Here is a 16,688-nt window from a genome sequence, read left to right on the forward strand (position 1 = left end):
GGCGAGAAGATAAGGGGATTTTAATGAGGAGAAAAATAAGTATAGCCATCGACGGCCCTGCTTCTGCGGGGAAAAGTACGGTAGCTAAATTGCTGGCACAAAAATTGAATTATATTTATGTGGACACAGGTGCCATGTACCGTGTTCTGACATACGCAGTATTAAAGGCACAACTTGATCCAGGAGATGAAAATAAAATTCTTTCGTTGCTGAAAAAAATGACGATCAGCTTTACTTCTGAAGATTTATCTCAGCAGCGAGTTTGGATGAATGGAGAGGATGTCACTGAAGAAATTAGAGCAGATGTGGTAACAAATAATGTGTCCGAGGTCTCAGCTCATAAAAAAATCAGAGAAGAAATGGTTGCCCGACAGCAAGCGATGGGGGCTGACGGCGGTGTTGTGATGGATGGACGGGATATCGGGACGGCTGTCATGCCAAAGGCGGAACTGAAAATATTTTTAGTGGCCAGCGTGGAAGAACGTGCCAGAAGAAGATATGAAGAGAATATCTCCAAAGGGATGACAGTAGATTTTGAGACTTTAAAACGTGAAATTGCTGAAAGGGACTATAAAGATTCCCATCGGAAAAATTCGCCGTTAGTTCAGGCGGCAGATGCTGTAAAAATCGATACAACTGGTATGACTATTGAAGAAGTTGTGTCAGAAATCGAAAAAATCATAGAAATTTAAAGCGTTTTTCAAAAAAACTAGGGTATTACTAGATATCCCACGATTTATAAGATACAATGTAAATAGAAATTTTTTGTTGGTTAGGAGGCCATTAGTCATGTCAGAATTTGAAAAAGAACAAACGGAGAATACTTCAATGTTGGATGCTCTCGAAAGTGTTCAAGAGGTGAAGATTGGCGACGTCATCAAAGGAGAGGTACTGCAGCTTGAAGATAAGCAAGCGCTTGTCGGAATCATCGGTACTGGAGAAGAAGGGGTAGTTCCTTTAAAAGAATTGTCAACTTTTCCTGTTGAAGACATCAACGAGCTTGTGAAGGTCGGCGACATTTTAGATTTGGTTGTAATTACTACAATCGGAAAAGACAAAGAAAACGGAAATTATTTGTTGTCTAAACGCCGCTTGGATGCCAAAAAAGTGTGGGAAGAAATCGAAGAAGATTTCAAAGCAGGGAATACGATTGAAGCACCAGTTACAGATGTTGTAAAAGGCGGCTTGGTTGTAGACACTGGCGTCCGTGGATTTGTACCGGCATCCATGGTTGAGGATCATTATGTATCAGACTTTTCTGATTACAAAGGCAAGACAATGACCTTTAAAATTGTTGAAATCGAGCCATCGGAAAACCGCCTGATTCTTTCTCACAAAGCCATCGTTGAAGCTGAAAAGGCTGAACAAAGAAAAGAATTGCTAGATGAGATTGAGGAAGGTTCTGTTATTAAAGGAACTGTGGCACGATTGACTGATTTTGGTGCATTTATTGATTTGGGAGGTATCGACGGATTAGTCCACGTGTCAGAAATTGGACACACTCACGTTGAAAAACCTTCTGATGTCTTAAATGCCGGTCAAGAAGTGGAAGTAAAAGTTCTTTCCATTGATGCAGAAAATGAAAGAATTTCTCTTTCAATCAAAGCTACTTTGCCAGGACCTTGGATCGGCATAGAAGATAAACTTGCCGTAGGGTCAGTGGTTAACGGTATCGTCAAACGTTTGACAAGTTTTGGCGCTTTCGTTGAAGTTTTCCCAGGTGTGGAAGGTTTGGTACACATTTCGCAAATTTCTCACAAACATATTGCGACCCCTCATGAGGTGTTGACAGAAGGTGAAGAAATAACAGTCAAAGTTTTGGAAATCAAACCTGAAGAACATCGTATCGCTTTAAGTATCAAAGCTTTGGAAGAAAAAGAAGAACCTGTGGAAGAATCTTATGAAACATTCGAAAAAGAGGATGAGTCAGGATTCACCCTAGGGGACATTGTAGGAGAACAATTAACTGATATTACCGAAGATAAGGAATAATCATTCAGTTAAGCACCGCATGGTTCATGCGGTGCTTTTGTGTGGAAGAAAGAATTTTCTTGCATGAAGCCGCTCATTTAGGTAAACTACAATGGTGCAGTATACAATATGAATAGTGATAGTTTTCTAAGATAGTCAGGCTTTAGGTTAAATCAAGCTTGGACTATTTTATGTATGTTTAAGGTTATTATCACAGGAGAAAGGAGTTAAATGAATGGCGAATCCAACAATCGCAATCGTAGGCAGACCTAATGTGGGAAAGTCTACATTGTTTAATCGTATTGCAGGGGAAAGAATTTCGATTGTGGAGGACACTCCTGGGGTTACTAGGGATCGAATCTACGCTGTGGGCGAATGGCTAGGCAGAGAATTTAATATCATTGATACAGGCGGAATAGAGCTCAGTGACGAACCTTTCATGGAACAAATCAGATATCAAGCTGAAATAGCCATGGATGAGGCAGATGTCATTATTTTAGTAGCAAGCGGCAGAGAAGGTGTGACCGATGCTGATGAATTGATTGCACGCCTCCTTCACAGAACTGAAAAACCAATCTTATTAGCCGTGAACAAAGTGGATAACCCTGAAATGCGGGCAGACATTTATGATTTTTACTCTTTAGGCTTAGGAGAGCCTTATCCAGTGTCGGGAAGTCATGGCTTAGGTCTAGGTGACTTGCTCGATGAAGCAGTGAAGCATTTTAAAGATGAGGCGGAAGATGTTGACGATGGGATTATCCGTTTTAGTTTGATCGGTCGCCCCAATGTGGGGAAATCTTCCTTGATCAATGCTATTTTAGGAGAAGAACGGGTCATTGTTTCTGACATAGCAGGAACAACTAGGGATGCAGTGGATACGGCATTCACATCAGAAAGTGGTCAGCCATTTGTCATGATCGACACAGCTGGCATGAGAAAGCGCGGAAAAGTATATGAAAGCACTGAGAAATACAGTGTGATGCGTGCTATGCGTGCGATTGACCGCTCAGACATCGTCTTGATGGTTTTAAACGCTGAGGAGGGCATCAGAGAGTACGACAAGCGTATTGCTGGCTTTGCCCATGAAGCGGGAAAAGGGATACTCATTGTGGTTAATAAATGGGATCTGATTGAAAAAGATACGAATACGATGAAAGAATTTGAAACTAAGGTCCGTGAAGAGTTTAAATATTTAGATTACGCGCCGATGATTTTCGTTTCTGCGGTGACTAAACAAAGATTGTCCCAGTTGCCTGAGATGATTGAATCTATCAGCATGAATCAGAATTTAAGGGTCTCTTCATCTGTTCTAAATGATGTTATTATGGATGCGGTAGCCATCAATCCTACACCCACAGATAAAGGCACACGCTTAAAAATATTTTATGCCACGCAAGTAGGAGTAAAACCGCCGACTTTTGTGATATTCGTCAATGAAGAAGAGCTGATGCACTTTTCTTATAAACGTTTTTTGGAAAATCAAATCCGGCGGGCCTTCCCTTTTGAAGGTACACCGATACACATTATTCCGCGACGAAGAAAATAAAAACAAAATTTTAATCAAATCCATATCTTTCTTAATTATTTCCAACAAAACGGTTAAATTCCTTGATAAGACAATGTTTCTGTGATATCTTTGATAATGAAATATTGATTCGTCAATTTTTCGACCTTTAGTTTTTAGAAACAAAAAGATGGCAACATCTTATAATTTGCGGAGGTGAAACAAACACATGGCTAACAAAGCAGAATTGATTGAAAAAGTTGTAGAAAAGACTAACTTAACTAAGAAAGATGCTACAGCAGCTGTTGATGCAGTATTCTCATCTGTTCAAGATTTCTTATCTGACGGTGAAAAAGTACAAGTTATCGGTTTTGGTAATTTTGAAGTACGCGACCGTGCAGCACGTAAGGGTCGTAACCCACAGACTGGCGAGGAGATCGACATCCCAGCAAGCAAAGTACCTGCATTCAAACCAGGTAAAGCATTAAAAGATGCTGTAAAATAATGATATAAAAACAAGAGTGAGATTTGCTTGATATTACAAGCTTTCTCACTCTTTATTTTTTTTGATTGCAAGTTGTTTTAATTAAAAGGGCAGAAAAGGGGCAACTTAAATCAAAGAGGGCAATTGATTCAATTTATTAATGATATCAACTTTCATTTTTTTGGTAACGTGAGTGTAAATTTGTTGCGTTTTTTTCGTCATCATACCAACTCTGTCCATGATTGCTCTCAGAGGGATATTCATTTCAGCCAACATAGAAATGCGGGTGTGTCTAAAAATGTGTGATACTAGATTCTTTTATATTTCTATTTTTTTAGCTGTCCTCATTAATGAGAAGTTAAAAGCATTAACTTGTATTAGCACACCAGTCCTCGAGGTAAATATAAAACCTCTATTAGAGTATCTATCGTTTAAAGCTTTTTCTTCGTTGTATGTAATCATTTCATCTAACAATTCAACGCATCTATCATCTAGATCAACGACCCGATGTGATTTTAAGGTCTTTGCAGGTCCTTTTAGGCCTTTCTTATATTCGAACTGATAGTTTAATGTCCCGGTGTCGGAAAGAGCTCTATCAGCTTTTAAATAGTTTTCATGAGTTAAACTGATGGCTTCTCCAATTCTTAAACCGGTTAACGCCATAAATTCTAATAAAATAGCATAGCTATGAGTTCCCCTAGATTTTCTTTGACGGGACAAGAGGGCAGACAGTTCTTCCTTTTCAAGATATTTATTCTCAATAAAATTGATGTCACTGAATGTTTATGCTTTGTGCGATGACAACGTCTTTCACATCTATAAACGGTGAATATAGACGGAAATGCCTATATGCGCGTGTGATAGGTAGGGAGTTTGGTTATCTATCATAATTGGAAAATAAAAAGAGCAGTGAATCTGCTCAGGGGTTATTTATAAACAATCATCGCTTGGTATGAAAAAATTGTAGGACTATATTGTATTTCAATAACTTCATTTCCATTATCTTCTAGATAAGATAAAAAATTGTTCATTTTTGTTTCTAAACTCTCTGCTGACCAACTTGATGATAATAACTTTGTTTTCATAAGGAAGCTCCTTTGATTTCTATTCAATACGACTATTTTCGCATAACAAATATACAAAATCAACTTATATTAAGAAAATACGATTGATTAATCTAGATGGATAAATGTAAAATTGAAAGGTTGTCATTATTCAATGTAATCGAAAGTGAGGTTTAATTTCCACTGTTTTGATTGATTAAAAAAATGAAAAGCCGTTAACCGGCTTTTAGAGGCTGCACACTACTTTTTAAAATATAGTTTAATGCCAACAATAGAAAAGATACTTGAAATTAAGACCAGTCTTGTAAAGTTTACAATAATTTTAAGATAATATTCTCCGTGATCGTAACTGCCTTCTCCTAGTTGCGGAAAGACAAAACTAGGTGAAAAAAGCAAAATTAGAACACTAACAATAATAAGAAAAATACCAACAGGTTTATTTTTCAAATTATTCACCTCCTTTGAGCAAATTATAACATCTACGAGGAAGAAATAAATACTTTTGGAATATTTTGCCAGAGGAAAAAGCTGATTACTGTATCTAATCATAAATTTCTATCATAGTTGAAAGTAAAAAGACAAGCTACTTTAATAACTTGTCAAAAGAATCAGTTAATTAAATCTTTCTATATTCTAGATCTGCAAATTGTCCATAGTGGTTTAATTTTTCTAGGGAAAACCTTTTGAGATCACTTTTCTGTGTAAATAAAGGAATACCATTTCCTAAAAGTACGGGGGCAATTTGTATTATCATTACGTCAACCATATCATTGTCAAGTAGCGGTGCTAACATTTGATTGCCACCAACTATCCAAATATTTTTAGACGGTTCAATATTTTTAACAAATTCAACAACATTACCTGATACAGGGATAAATCCGTCAATTGGTAATAGATTTGTGTGCGTGAAAACATAGTTTTTAGTAGTGGGATACATTTGATGGTCAGTGCCCATTTTTGCTATTTCATCATATGTTTTTTTCCCCATAATTGTAACATCTATTTTTTCATAAAACTCATCATAGTTTGTTTCCTTAACAGAACCTGTTTGATATAGCCAATCTAAGTTATTGCTTTCATCTGCAAGGTATCCATCTAATGTTATACAACCGTAAAAATAAACAGTCATAAAACCACCGACCTTTCATCATATTATTTACCGAGTTTAGTATATAGATAAAGGAATGTAAAACAGAAAGAATTTAGAAAAATAATGGTGATTACTATATCTAATCGTGAGGGTCAATTACTACTAGAAAAGGATTATTTTTCAATGAGAAGGTAAATCATAAGGCCAACAAAAGATCCTATGATTAGACCTATCAGCATACCATTAATTAAATTATCATAAAGAACTCCAAAAGTTATTCCGAGTGCTATACCAAATCCAGGGCCAAACGTAAAAGCTAAAGTAGCGTATGATTCTTTATCGTTATTGTTTTTATCAGGCATATATGATCAACTCCTTATAAAAAAAGTATATCACAAAGAATAAGAAACGGGTTATAAACGACAAAGAGTACTGATTTTGTAACGTAATAAAAAAGGAGGCCTCTTCGGCTCCTTTAATAATTAATATTTAATTGCGTAATAAATGACATATAACCAATCAAAAATACCGTGAATAATTGCCCAAGAAATACTTTTCCAATTTGAGTAAGAAATTATCATGGCAAGAGCTGTACCAAAACTGATGCCAGTTCGAAGTGTATCCATGTGAACATCCCTCCGATTTTAAATAAATTATACCAATAACAAGGGATTAAAAACAGCGCAACTAAAGTATATTAGAGAAAATTGTGATTGTTTACGATAATTATGACTATGAAAAATCTGATATAGTGTCGGCTTTTTTACATTGTTCTATACCATGAAAAATAAATATAGCCACATAAGATTACAGAAAAAATAATATTAATAGGAGTAGCTTTACCTTGATATAAGTCAATAAAAAGATTAATCAATAATACAGTAATAATTGTGATTTCCATACGATGTTTTTTATAAAATTCCTTCATGTTAATTCCCCTAAATACGAACTAAATATTTTTATTATACAAAGATATTAGAAAATGAATAGACAGAGTTTCGTAGATGCTGGAAAGACTAGACAGTTTTCGCAGGCTAGTTTTTTCTTTTTGTCTTGAATTTCACCTAAGAAGGGGATTGAGATTTACTTTGTGCTAATTTCCCCTGATTAGTTTATAATAGTGTGTAGCAGAGGTGAGGAAATGACAGCATATAGTGAAAAGATGTTAGCGGCGATAGAAAATGATGACTACGTCCAAAGCGAAATATTTCTCGAACAAGCGTTGCGTTTTGACGATGAGGAAATTTTAGAAAGTCTCGGAGATGCATTGTTTCGGATGGGATTTTTAGATGAAGCAAAGAAGATTTTTCTGCAACTGAATCAAAAATATCCCAATCAGACAACATTAAATATATCTTTAGCAGAAATTGCCATAGAAGAAGATGAGATTGATTTGGCTTTGGATTATTTATCCCATGTGAGAAAAGATGATCCTGGCTACCCAGAGAGCTTGTTAGTAGCGGCGGACTTATATTGGGCTATCCAAGCACCGGAAATCAGCGAGAGCAAGTTAAAAGAAGCTTTAACGATACTCCCTGATGAACCGGCAATCAAGTTTGCGTTGGGGGAACTCTATTTTGAAATGGAAAAATACTCCAAAGCTTTAGCGTATTACCAGCAATTAATCAAAGAAGGCTATGAAGAGTTCGTCCAGACCAGGATACCGAAAAAAATAGCTATGATTTACAGTCAGATAGGAGAATTTGACGCTGCTGTAACTCTTTTTGAAAAAGAACTCGCTCATGAACGTTCAGATGATGTGCTCTATTTTTTAGCCCTTCTTTATGTTCAATTAGGGGAGAGAGATAAGGCAATCCCCTTGTTGCAAGAAGTTCGTTTAATGGGGGACACCTATTTGAATGTTTACGTGCCGTTGGCCAGTGCACTGATAGATGAAAATCAATTAGAAGAAGCAGAAGAAGTCCTTAAAGAAGGCTTAAAAGAAAATCCTTATGACCTTTCCCTTTATCACTTAGCTTCTGATTTTGCTTTTCAGTACCACCGTTTGCACGAAGCAGAAGAGTATTTGCTCGATGCTTTGAAAATCGAAGAAGATGCCGAACTTACATTGATCAAATTGAGCAATTTGTTCCTGTTTCAGGAAAAGTACGAAGAAGTGCTGGACTTGCTGGAAGAAGGACAAGAGTTGATGAATGTTCAGGGACATTGGAGTTTAGCAAAGGCTTATTACGGGTTAGAAGAATACGAAAAAGCCGCAAAACAATATCAAAAAGCTTATGAGGGTCTGGCGGATGATCCTGAGTTTATGAAAGAATTTGGCCTGTTTCTGAGAGAAGAAGGAAAGATAGGGGAAGCAGACAACATTCTTCGTCAGTATATTACGTTAGTCCCTGACGACGTTGAAATTTATGATTTACTTGAAGAATAGGATGAATAATCATGATTAATCTGGAGACAAAGAAACAATTCATGCAGTGGGTGATGGAAAATGTGCCGTTCAGAGAACGAGAGGCATATTGGCTGATTGATTATCTGATGGGTCATGAAAATATTTTAGAAAAAGTAAGAATCGTCGAACACGCAGAGACTACCCCGAGAGGTCTTCGGTTTGCAGACAACACGTTTGATCTGCCGCCTTTTGAAATGTATAAGTATACGATTGATTTTGACAATGCGGAGCAAATATTTCATGAAATCAGGATGAATTCCCAATATGATTTATTTGTAGAGTTTTTATTCAAGGATCAATGGAAAAATGAACTTTATCTTGGGGTATTAGAAGATAACCCCCATTATTCTTGGAATGTTTATGATTTGGATTATTCTTCCGATGAAATGGATAAGTTTTTAAATGGATTGGAAAAAGAATTTCACGAAAAGCAAATTCGTCTTAAATTAGACGCAGCATTGGAAAAAAAGGACGTCAAACTGTTTGAGAAATTAAGCGGATATTTACTTGAAGACTGATAAAAAGCAAATTCGCAGTGGTAGCAAAGCTTTGTTTCTTCCAGTGCAGCTTTCTTTATAAAAGTAACTGCTTTTGATAGAATGGAGAAGTATGTGAGAGGGGTGCTTTTTTGAAAGAAAAGAATGGCGAGTTAACGATTCAGCAGCTTCAAAAAGAAGTTGACTTGTATATCCGTCAATTTGAAAAAGGTTATTTTCCACCCATGTCCCTGCTGGCTACACTGACTGAAGAAGTCGGTGAGTTGGCTCGGGAATTGAATCACGTGTACGGAGATAAACAAAAAAAGCCTGAAGAACCCAGCCAGTCAATTGGTGAAGAAATCGGAGATGTGCTGATCGCCGCTATTATTATGGCTAATTCTTTAGAGATAGATTTAACGGAAGTTTTTCATGACAATATGAGAAAATTTCAGACAAGAGATAAGGATCGTTTTGAAAGAAAAGACAAAAACGATACTTTAGAAATGGATGGTGAGGGACAACGTCATGGGACACAAGTTACCGACTGAGTTTGAACAAGCAATTCCTGTGATGAATAAAATCAGAGAAGCTGGATTTGAAGCTTATTTTGTGGGTGGATGTGTACGGGATTTATTACTCGGTACACCAATTCATGATATTGATATTGCTACGAACGCTTTCCCGCAAGAAATCAAAGGCATTTTCCCCCGTACCATTGATGTGGGCATAGAACACGGGACTGTTTTAGTTCTTTATCATCAAAATAAATATGAAATCACCACCTTTAGGACGGAATCAGGCTATCAAGATTTTAGACGTCCTGACGAAGTGGTGTTTGTAAGAAAATTAGCTGATGATTTGAAACGAAGAGACTTCACTATCAATGCTTTGGCGATGACTACTGAAGGACAGATGATCGATTTGTTCGGCGGACAGGCAGACTTGCAGAGGAAAATCATCCGGGCCGTAGGGGAACCGCAGGAACGTTTCCATGAAGATGCGCTGAGAATGATGCGTGCGGTACGTTTTGCCAGCCAACTGGGTTTTTCAATCGAAGAACAGACTCTGGCTGCTATTAAGGATCATCACGCACTTTTACATCATATATCTGTGGAGCGTATTCAAATTGAGTTTATTAAATTAATGTCAGAAAGTAAAAGAAGTATCGGACTGACACCCTTTTTAGAGTGTGGACTTTATGAGTCTTGCCCCGGTTTTTCTAATCATCTGACTGGATTGACTAAATTGATGACTCTCCCAGAAACAGAGATAAAGAAAGAAGCAGTTATCTGGACGATTATTGCCTATTTTCTAAACTTAAAGGAAAATGAAGTCAATCGTTTTTTGAGAGCATGGAAACTTTCCAATCAGTTAATCAAAACTGTAGGAACGATTCTTCCTGCGTATCACTACCGGCTACATGATTTTTGGACTCCTTTGACAGTATATCCTTTGTCACGGGAAGAAGTCATCATGGTAGAAGAAATGTTGGCTTTGACTAATCAGACAGGGAGGCTATCAGAGGCTTTGGCTTGCTATGACGGGCTGACGATTCATTCTCTGAAAGATCTGTCGATCAGCGGTGCGGATATTCTCGCATCAACCAAGAAAAAACCTGGACCTTGGGTAGGAGAATTATTGGAAGAAGTTGAAGAAAAGGTTATCCTTAAAGACTTGCCCAACGACTCCCAAAGGCTGATGCAATACGTTTCAGAGAGGGGGGATAGTAAGTGAAGCCATATAAAAAAGATTATTTAGTCGAAAAAAATCATGCAGCATCGGTTATTGGTTCTGGTGATTTAGAGGTGCTGGCAACACCTGCGTTGATTGGGTTTGCCGAAAATGCTTGTAAGGACATGGTTCTGGAATTATTGTCGGCTGATGAAACAACGGTCGGTATTTTTATTCAGATAGAACACTTAAAAGCAAGTCGTATAGGTGCAACTGTAAAAGTTGAGGCCGAACTGCTCAAACACGAAAAAAGAAGATTTGATTTTCAAGTAAAAGTTTATGAAAAAAAGACATTGATTGCTTCCGGCACGCATCAGCGTGTCGCTGTCAATCGCCAGAGATTCTTAGAAAAATTATAATAAGATGATATTTTTCACAAAGATATTGTAATTTAAAATCTTTGTGATATTATGAACATATAAATTGTGAAGGAGCCAGAACAATGACAAAAGAGATGACTGCGTTTAAATTTTATTTTAGAAATGGTGAAACATGGACAATTCAACGAGAGTTCATCGGAGATCTTTGGATCAAGCAAGTAACTACAAGTTATGGCAGAATCAACGGAGGAGATTTCCAAAAAATCAGACCTTGTGAAGGCATTAAGATAGAATTGTTTGAAGAAGCCGACCATGTTCAAACAGATGATATCAATCTGGGCGGTTTGGAGATGGGCATGTTTGAAAGAGCTTTGAAATATGAAGATATTTTAAAAATAGATATTCAATTTGATGATGGGAAAGCAGAGCAGATTTATTTCCCATATCTGGACAAGGGAACACCTGGACAAGAGGGATTGGATAACAAATACCAAAGCACTAAAATCGGCAAAGATGGTCACTTGTACATCGTAATTGATGCTAACAATACGGTTGAAAGTGTTTATGGTAAAGAAATTTAAATAGAGACGGAAACTGGAAAGAGGAGAATCTTTCCAGTTTTTTTGTCTTGATTTAGTCGGCAAAACTTTTTCGTTTTTCAGAACTGTCTTAACTGATGAAAATGATGTATCATATAGAAGTTATCTATAAATATTTATTCTTTTTTTTGAATTGTGAGAAAAAGGATAATTTGTTAAAATAAGAAAGACATTGATGGAAATGATGTGATATCTTGAAAGAACTAAGAGTTGACAACTTGAGTAAAAGTTACGGTGACAAGTTATTGTTTGATGATATTTCTTTTCTAATACATACAAATGATAGAATCGGTCTTATTGGTATCAACGGCACAGGGAAAACCAGTTTGCTGAACGTGTTGGCGGGTAAAGATACCTTTGACAATGGGGAGATGAAACATCCCCATGACTTTACAACAAGTTATCTCTCCCAAACGACTGAATTTAATGGTGAGGACACCGTTGCTCAAGCGATTTTTACAGGAGAATCTCCTGTATTGCGAGCCGTGCATCACTATGAGCTTGCATTGAAAGAATTAGAAGCAGACGGGCAGAATATTCAGGCTCAAAAACGATACATCCAAGCAGAAGAATTGATGAACAAAGAAGACGCTTGGAGTGCAGATACTAATGCTAAAACGATTCTGCAAAAATTGGGGATTAGCGATATTTCTAAAAGAATAAAGGAACTATCAGGCGGTCAAGAAAAAAGGGTGGCGCTGGCTCAGGCTTTGATTCAAGAAGCTGACCTTCTTCTTTTGGATGAGCCAACCAACCACTTGGATTATAAAGCGATTCAGTGGCTGGAAAGTTACTTGAAACAATACCGTGGAGCTATTTTATTAGTGACTCATGACCGATATTTCCTTGATAAAATTACTAATCGGATTTTTGAACTGTCATTTGGAAAATTACATGAATACCGTGGAAACTATCAAGTTTACCTGGAACGAAAAAGTGAAAGAGAAGCTTCAGAACTAACTGCCGAACATAAAAGAAAACAACTATATAAACAGGAATTAGACTGGATGCGTGCCGGTGTTCAGGCACGGGGCACTAAGCAACGGGCAAGAATCGGCCGTTTTAACGAACTAAAAGATAATCTAAATCAATCTCAAGAAAAAGCACAAGTCGATATCAACATCGGCACCACAAGATTAGGTAAAAAAGTGATTGAAGCCAAGAACCTTTCATTAACAATGGGGGGGCAGTGCCTTTTAAAAGATTTTAATTTGCTGATTCAGGGAAATGAACGTTTGGGGATTACTGGTAAAAATGGGTCTGGAAAATCAACGCTATTGAACGTACTGGCTGGAAAACTGACACCGGATTCCGGTATCGTAACACTAGGCGAAACTGTCAAACTTGCCTATTATACTCAGCAGACTGAAGAAATTCCTGAAGATGTCCGGATGATCAAGTATCTGCAAGATGTTGCCGGAGAAGTTCGGACGGCTACTGATGGTGTTGTGAGTGTACCAGATATGCTGGAAAGATTTTTGTTTCCTAGAAATTCTCACGGTACATTGATTCGTAAACTCTCTGGTGGAGAAAAACGGCGGTTGTATTTATTGAAACTACTGATTGCACAGCCCAATGTTTTACTGTTGGATGAGCCGACCAATGACTTGGACATCGATACACTGACAATTTTAGAAGACTATTTGAATGATTTTGAAGGTGCTGTCATCGCCGTCAGTCATGACCGGTACTTTTTAGACAAGACAATGAAAAAATTGCTTGTTTTTCAAGGAAATGGTAAGATACTTGAGTATTTCGGTTCAATGAGCGATTTTTTAGAAAGTAACGACTCTCTAGAGGCTGAATCAGAGGAGACACAAGTTAAAAAATCTGAGAAGAAGCCGGACCTTCAAAGTCCAGCGAAGCCAGCTGTTAAAACTAAGTTGAGTTACATGGAAAAAAAGGAATGGGAAGTTATCCTGACTGAGATCGACGAGCTGGAACAGGAACTTGAAAAGCTGCAAGAAGAGATGAATTTACAGACCAGTGATTTTGAAAAGCTTCATACGCTTCAGACGCAAGTGGATGATGTTGAGGGGAAAATCGCCTACAAATTGGATCGCTGGGAATATTTAAGTGAGTTTGCGGAGGACTAGAAAGCGAGGAATTCGTAATGGAAGAGAACTATTTAAAGTTGTGTCAAAAAATACTAGACGAAGGGGTAGAAAAGAGCGATCGCACTGGCACTGGGACAAAAAGTATTTTTGGTTATCAAATGCGTTTTGATCTTCAAAAAGGGTTTCCTTTGCTGACCACCAAAAAAGTGCCTTTTGGTCTAATAAAAAGTGAGTTGTTGTGGTTCTTAAAAGGAGACACTAATATTCGTTTTTTACTTCAGCATAACAATCACATTTGGGATGAATGGGCTTTTGAACGCTATGTAAAAAGTCCGGATTACTCAGGTCCTGATATGACAGATTTTGGTTTGCGGGCTGTGGAAGACAAAGAATTCAGGGAAATTTACCGGCAAGAGAAGGATAAATTTTGTCAGAAAATTTTGGAGGACGATGAATTTTCAGCTTCTTATGGGGACTTGGGCAATGTGTACGGTTCTCAGTGGCGGCATTGGCAGACTAAGAATGGAGAAACCATCGATCAGATTCAAGATGTGGTTGACATGATTAAGCATTCCCCTGATTCAAGACGGTTGATCGTCTCAGCATGGAATCCAGAAGATGTCCCGACCATGGCTTTGCCTCCCTGTCATACATTATTCCAATTTTATGTGGCTGACGGCAAGTTAAGTTGTCAATTGTATCAGCGAAGTGCAGATGTATTTTTAGGCGTTCCGTTTAATATTGCAAGTTATGCTTTGTTGACTCATTTGATTGCGCATGAAGCGCAGTTGGAAGTGGGAGAGTTTGTTCATACATTTGGTGATGCCCATATTTATAATAATCATGTGGCACAAGTTCAAGAACAATTATCACGTGACATTCGTTCTTTTCCTGAGTTAAAATTAAATCAGGAAAAAACATCGCTTTTTGATTTTGAAATGGAAGATATTAAAATAGAAAATTATCAACCGCATCCAGCAATCAAAGCACCGATTGCAGTTTAGCGACAAGTTATTTTGGGAGGATACAAATGATATGTTAGCAGCTATATGGGCACAAGATGAAAATGGTTTAATTGGTAAAGAAGATGTGATGCCTTGGCATCTTCCCAATGATTTACAATTTTTTAAAAATACTACCGAGAACAATACGATTGTGATGGGACGTACCACTTTCGAAGGGATGAATAAAAGAGCTCTGCCTAACCGACAGACGATTATTCTGACGACCGATAAACACTATCAGGCTGACAATGTCATTGTGATGCATTGTATTGCAGAAGTTCTTAATTATGAAAAGAATTATGACGGGATTGTTTTTATCACAGGAGGCTCGAAAGTTTATGATTCGTTTCTGCCATACTGTGACATCATTTACCGGACAGTCATTCATGAAAGCTTTGAGGGAGATACTTATATCCCAGAAGTGAATTGGGATGACTGGACGATGATTGATATCAGCGAAGGAACTTTGGATGAAAAAAACAACTATTCTCATTCCTTTGAAACATACAAAAGAAAACAAAATTAGCATGGCAAGAAAGGGTGGCTGACACTCTTTCTTGCTATTTTTATCTATATTTTTTCTTAGAAAGGAAACAATGAAAATAGATTTAAATGAGATGCAAAAAAAGATGTCTGATAATAAGCTGATCCATGGTTTCAATGTCAGCAGTACTGAAAAAGAATTTCTGTTGGCACAGTAAATTTTAATTTCACTTAACATATTAGTTGGAGAGTTGATTTATCTTTTCTTAATCGTCTTTTATCATTAAATAAACTGTCGGCTAAATTTATTTAGTCCTTTTTGTCGTTTAATTGGTGTTTTACTCGCTGTTCATTTTATAATTGTCGTATCGGTTGCCAATTTTTCCAAGAAGGATTGACTAACGGAGGTGATGCTTGACAATGATTAAAGAAAAACCTTTATCAAGGGAGAGCTATTTTGATAACGCCAGATTTTGGTTAATGGTTATGGTGATTTTCAGTCATTTGTTTCAGCCGTACATTGAAGGAAAAGCGATTTACGAGGATATTTACTTTTTTCTGTTTACTGTTCACATGCCTGCTTTTATTGTGATTTCAGGCTATTTTTCAAAAAGTGTTGTGAATAAAAAGAAATGGAAAACCAATTTCAGCCGCTACATTTTTTTGTATATTGCATTTCAATATATGTATGCTTTTTATTATTGGGTGACGGGTATTCATGATAAAATGTCCTTTGATTTAATTACTCCCCAATGGTCTTTTTGGTTTGCTTGGCTTTTTGGCAAGTAGGACTTTTTATTTTTCATCGTCTACCGCCTGTTATTGGGGTTCTTATCAGCCTGTTTTTATCTTTGCTGGTTGGCTATCTGCCCTTTGTCGGCAGGGAATTAACACTTCAAAGAATGTTTGTTTTTTTCCCTTATTTCATCCTAGGTTATTATTTACCAGTGGGCACATTTAATTTTTTTCAAAGAGGAAAGATAACAAAGTTTATCGGAATAACCTTATGGACAGTGCTGTTTTCTATCATTTTTAAATTAGAAAAAATCAATAAGTACTGGGTCTTTGGTTCCAAAGCTTACGAGGATTTCATGGCGGTTCCTGAATTTGGAGCGACAGTTCGACTGATGGTCTTTTGTTTAAGTTTTTTAGGGGTCTTCAGTTTTTTCTGTTTGATATCAGATAAAAAACGTTGGTATACTAAGTATGGCACCAAGACATTAACCATCTACTTGCTTCATGGATTTGTTGTAAAAGGTCTGAGAGAACTGATTGGGAGTACGAATTTACCTGGGATAATTTTAATCGTTACAATAGTTATTTTCAGTTTCTTTTTGACGGTTCTTCTAGGAAACGATCGATTCAGTCAAATAGCTGCGAAGGGAAGTTTTTTACTGGGTAACATATTCCAAAAATATATGCCGGAAAAAAGCATTACTCCCATGAAAAGAAGTCTCATAAAAAAATAATTTGACAACAATAAACTTGGCTC

21 protein-coding genes are annotated in these 16,688 nt (G+C 37.1%); 15 read left to right on the top strand and 6 right to left on the bottom strand.

What is annotated here, in order from left to right:
* Positions 1-23: 23 nt before the first annotated feature.
* The 4 genes from cmk to CBF29_RS00450 all read left to right on the top strand — a co-directional run bounded on the left by cmk (position 24) and on the right by CBF29_RS00450 (position 3,980).
* The gene (cmk, locus tag CBF29_RS00435) at positions 24-692 is read left to right on the top strand and encodes a (d)CMP kinase (protein WP_126806121.1); all 669 of its coding nucleotides are present in this window, start codon (positions 24-26) and stop codon (positions 690-692) included.
* Positions 693-789: 97 nt separating this feature from the next.
* Positions 790-1,992, top strand: a complete 1,203-nt coding sequence (rpsA, locus tag CBF29_RS00440; protein ID WP_126806123.1) for a 30S ribosomal protein S1 — start codon at positions 790-792, stop codon at positions 1,990-1,992.
* Between the two features lie 214 nt (positions 1,993-2,206).
* Positions 2,207-3,517 carry a ribosome biogenesis GTPase Der gene (der, locus tag CBF29_RS00445; protein ID WP_126806125.1) on the top strand — a complete coding sequence of 437 codons (1,311 nt, stop codon included), beginning with the start codon at positions 2,207-2,209 and terminating at the stop codon, positions 3,515-3,517.
* Positions 3,518-3,704: 187 nt separating this feature from the next.
* A complete protein-coding gene (locus CBF29_RS00450) occupies positions 3,705-3,980 on the top strand; it encodes an HU family DNA-binding protein (RefSeq protein WP_126806127.1) in 276 nt (91 codons plus the stop codon).
* A gap of 297 nt (positions 3,981-4,277) precedes the next feature.
* On the opposite strand, the gene CBF29_RS00460 is transcribed toward CBF29_RS00450, so the two are convergent.
* From CBF29_RS00460 to CBF29_RS13650, 6 genes are all read right to left on the bottom strand, one after another.
* Entirely contained in the window at positions 4,278-4,730 is a 453-nt protein-coding gene (locus tag CBF29_RS00460; RefSeq protein WP_126806131.1) for a tyrosine-type recombinase/integrase, read from the bottom strand.
* A gap of 155 nt (positions 4,731-4,885) precedes the next feature.
* Positions 4,886-5,044 (bottom strand): hypothetical protein, encoded by a 159-nt coding sequence (locus tag CBF29_RS13645; RefSeq protein ID WP_170169939.1) that lies wholly within the window; start codon positions 5,042-5,044, stop codon positions 4,886-4,888.
* Positions 5,045-5,263: 219 nt separating this feature from the next.
* On the bottom strand, positions 5,264-5,470 hold the full coding sequence (locus CBF29_RS00465) for a hypothetical protein (protein WP_126806134.1): 207 nt from the start codon (positions 5,468-5,470) through the stop codon (positions 5,264-5,266).
* Positions 5,471-5,639: 169 nt separating this feature from the next.
* Positions 5,640-6,152, bottom strand: coding sequence for a dihydrofolate reductase family protein (locus tag CBF29_RS00470; protein WP_126806136.1), 513 nt, complete (start codon positions 6,150-6,152; stop codon positions 5,640-5,642).
* A 134-nt stretch (positions 6,153-6,286) separates the two neighbouring features.
* Positions 6,287-6,475, bottom strand: a complete 189-nt coding sequence (locus CBF29_RS00475) for a hypothetical protein (protein ID WP_126806138.1) — start codon at positions 6,473-6,475, stop codon at positions 6,287-6,289.
* A gap of 120 nt (positions 6,476-6,595) precedes the next feature.
* The gene (locus CBF29_RS13650) at positions 6,596-6,739 is read right to left on the bottom strand and encodes a hypothetical protein (protein ID WP_170169940.1); all 144 of its coding nucleotides are present in this window, start codon (positions 6,737-6,739) and stop codon (positions 6,596-6,598) included.
* 515 nt (positions 6,740-7,254) lie between these two features.
* On the opposite strand from CBF29_RS13650, the gene CBF29_RS00480 reads away from it, so the two are divergent.
* From CBF29_RS00480 to CBF29_RS00530, 11 genes are all read left to right on the top strand, one after another.
* Positions 7,255-8,502: a tetratricopeptide repeat protein gene (locus CBF29_RS00480; RefSeq protein ID WP_126806140.1), complete on the top strand. Its 1,248-nt coding sequence runs from the start codon at positions 7,255-7,257 to the stop codon at positions 8,500-8,502.
* A gap of 11 nt (positions 8,503-8,513) precedes the next feature.
* Complete coding sequence (locus CBF29_RS00485) at positions 8,514-9,041, top strand: YpiB family protein (RefSeq protein WP_126806142.1); 528 nt, start codon at positions 8,514-8,516, stop codon at positions 9,039-9,041.
* 137 nt (positions 9,042-9,178) lie between these two features.
* Positions 9,179-9,550 carry a nucleotide pyrophosphohydrolase gene (locus tag CBF29_RS00490; protein WP_425469873.1) on the top strand — a complete coding sequence of 124 codons (372 nt, stop codon included), beginning with the start codon at positions 9,179-9,181 and terminating at the stop codon, positions 9,548-9,550.
* Positions 9,528-10,736, top strand: a complete 1,209-nt coding sequence (locus CBF29_RS00495) for a CCA tRNA nucleotidyltransferase (RefSeq protein ID WP_170169941.1) — start codon at positions 9,528-9,530, stop codon at positions 10,734-10,736. Before CBF29_RS00490 ends, CBF29_RS00495 begins: the two co-directional genes overlap by 23 nt.
* On the top strand, positions 10,733-11,092 hold the full coding sequence (locus CBF29_RS00500; RefSeq protein ID WP_126806146.1) for a thioesterase family protein: 360 nt from the start codon (positions 10,733-10,735) through the stop codon (positions 11,090-11,092). Before CBF29_RS00495 ends, CBF29_RS00500 begins: the two co-directional genes overlap by 4 nt.
* 83 nt (positions 11,093-11,175) lie before the next feature.
* Positions 11,176-11,634, top strand: a complete 459-nt coding sequence (locus tag CBF29_RS00505) for a hypothetical protein (RefSeq protein ID WP_126806148.1) — start codon at positions 11,176-11,178, stop codon at positions 11,632-11,634.
* Positions 11,635-11,846: 212 nt separating this feature from the next.
* Positions 11,847-13,748: an ABC-F family ATP-binding cassette domain-containing protein gene (locus CBF29_RS00510; RefSeq protein ID WP_126806150.1), complete on the top strand. Its 1,902-nt coding sequence runs from the start codon at positions 11,847-11,849 to the stop codon at positions 13,746-13,748.
* A 17-nt stretch (positions 13,749-13,765) separates the two neighbouring features.
* Positions 13,766-14,713, top strand: coding sequence for a thymidylate synthase (locus CBF29_RS00515; RefSeq protein ID WP_126806152.1), 948 nt, complete (start codon positions 13,766-13,768; stop codon positions 14,711-14,713).
* Positions 14,714-14,744: 31 nt separating this feature from the next.
* Entirely contained in the window at positions 14,745-15,239 is a 495-nt protein-coding gene (locus CBF29_RS00520) for a dihydrofolate reductase (RefSeq protein WP_126806154.1), read from the top strand.
* A 377-nt stretch (positions 15,240-15,616) separates the two neighbouring features.
* Positions 15,617-15,985 carry an acyltransferase family protein gene (locus CBF29_RS00525; protein ID WP_170169942.1) on the top strand — a complete coding sequence of 123 codons (369 nt, stop codon included), beginning with the start codon at positions 15,617-15,619 and terminating at the stop codon, positions 15,983-15,985.
* Complete coding sequence (locus tag CBF29_RS00530; protein WP_126806158.1) at positions 15,967-16,665, top strand: hypothetical protein; 699 nt, start codon at positions 15,967-15,969, stop codon at positions 16,663-16,665. The genes CBF29_RS00525 and CBF29_RS00530 overlap by 19 nt, the downstream gene beginning before the upstream one ends.
* Positions 16,666-16,688 lie beyond the last annotated feature (23 nt).

It is taken from the genome of Vagococcus elongatus (assembly GCF_003987645.1).
Lineage (GTDB): Bacteria > Bacillota > Bacilli > Lactobacillales > Vagococcaceae > Vagococcus_A > Vagococcus_A elongatus.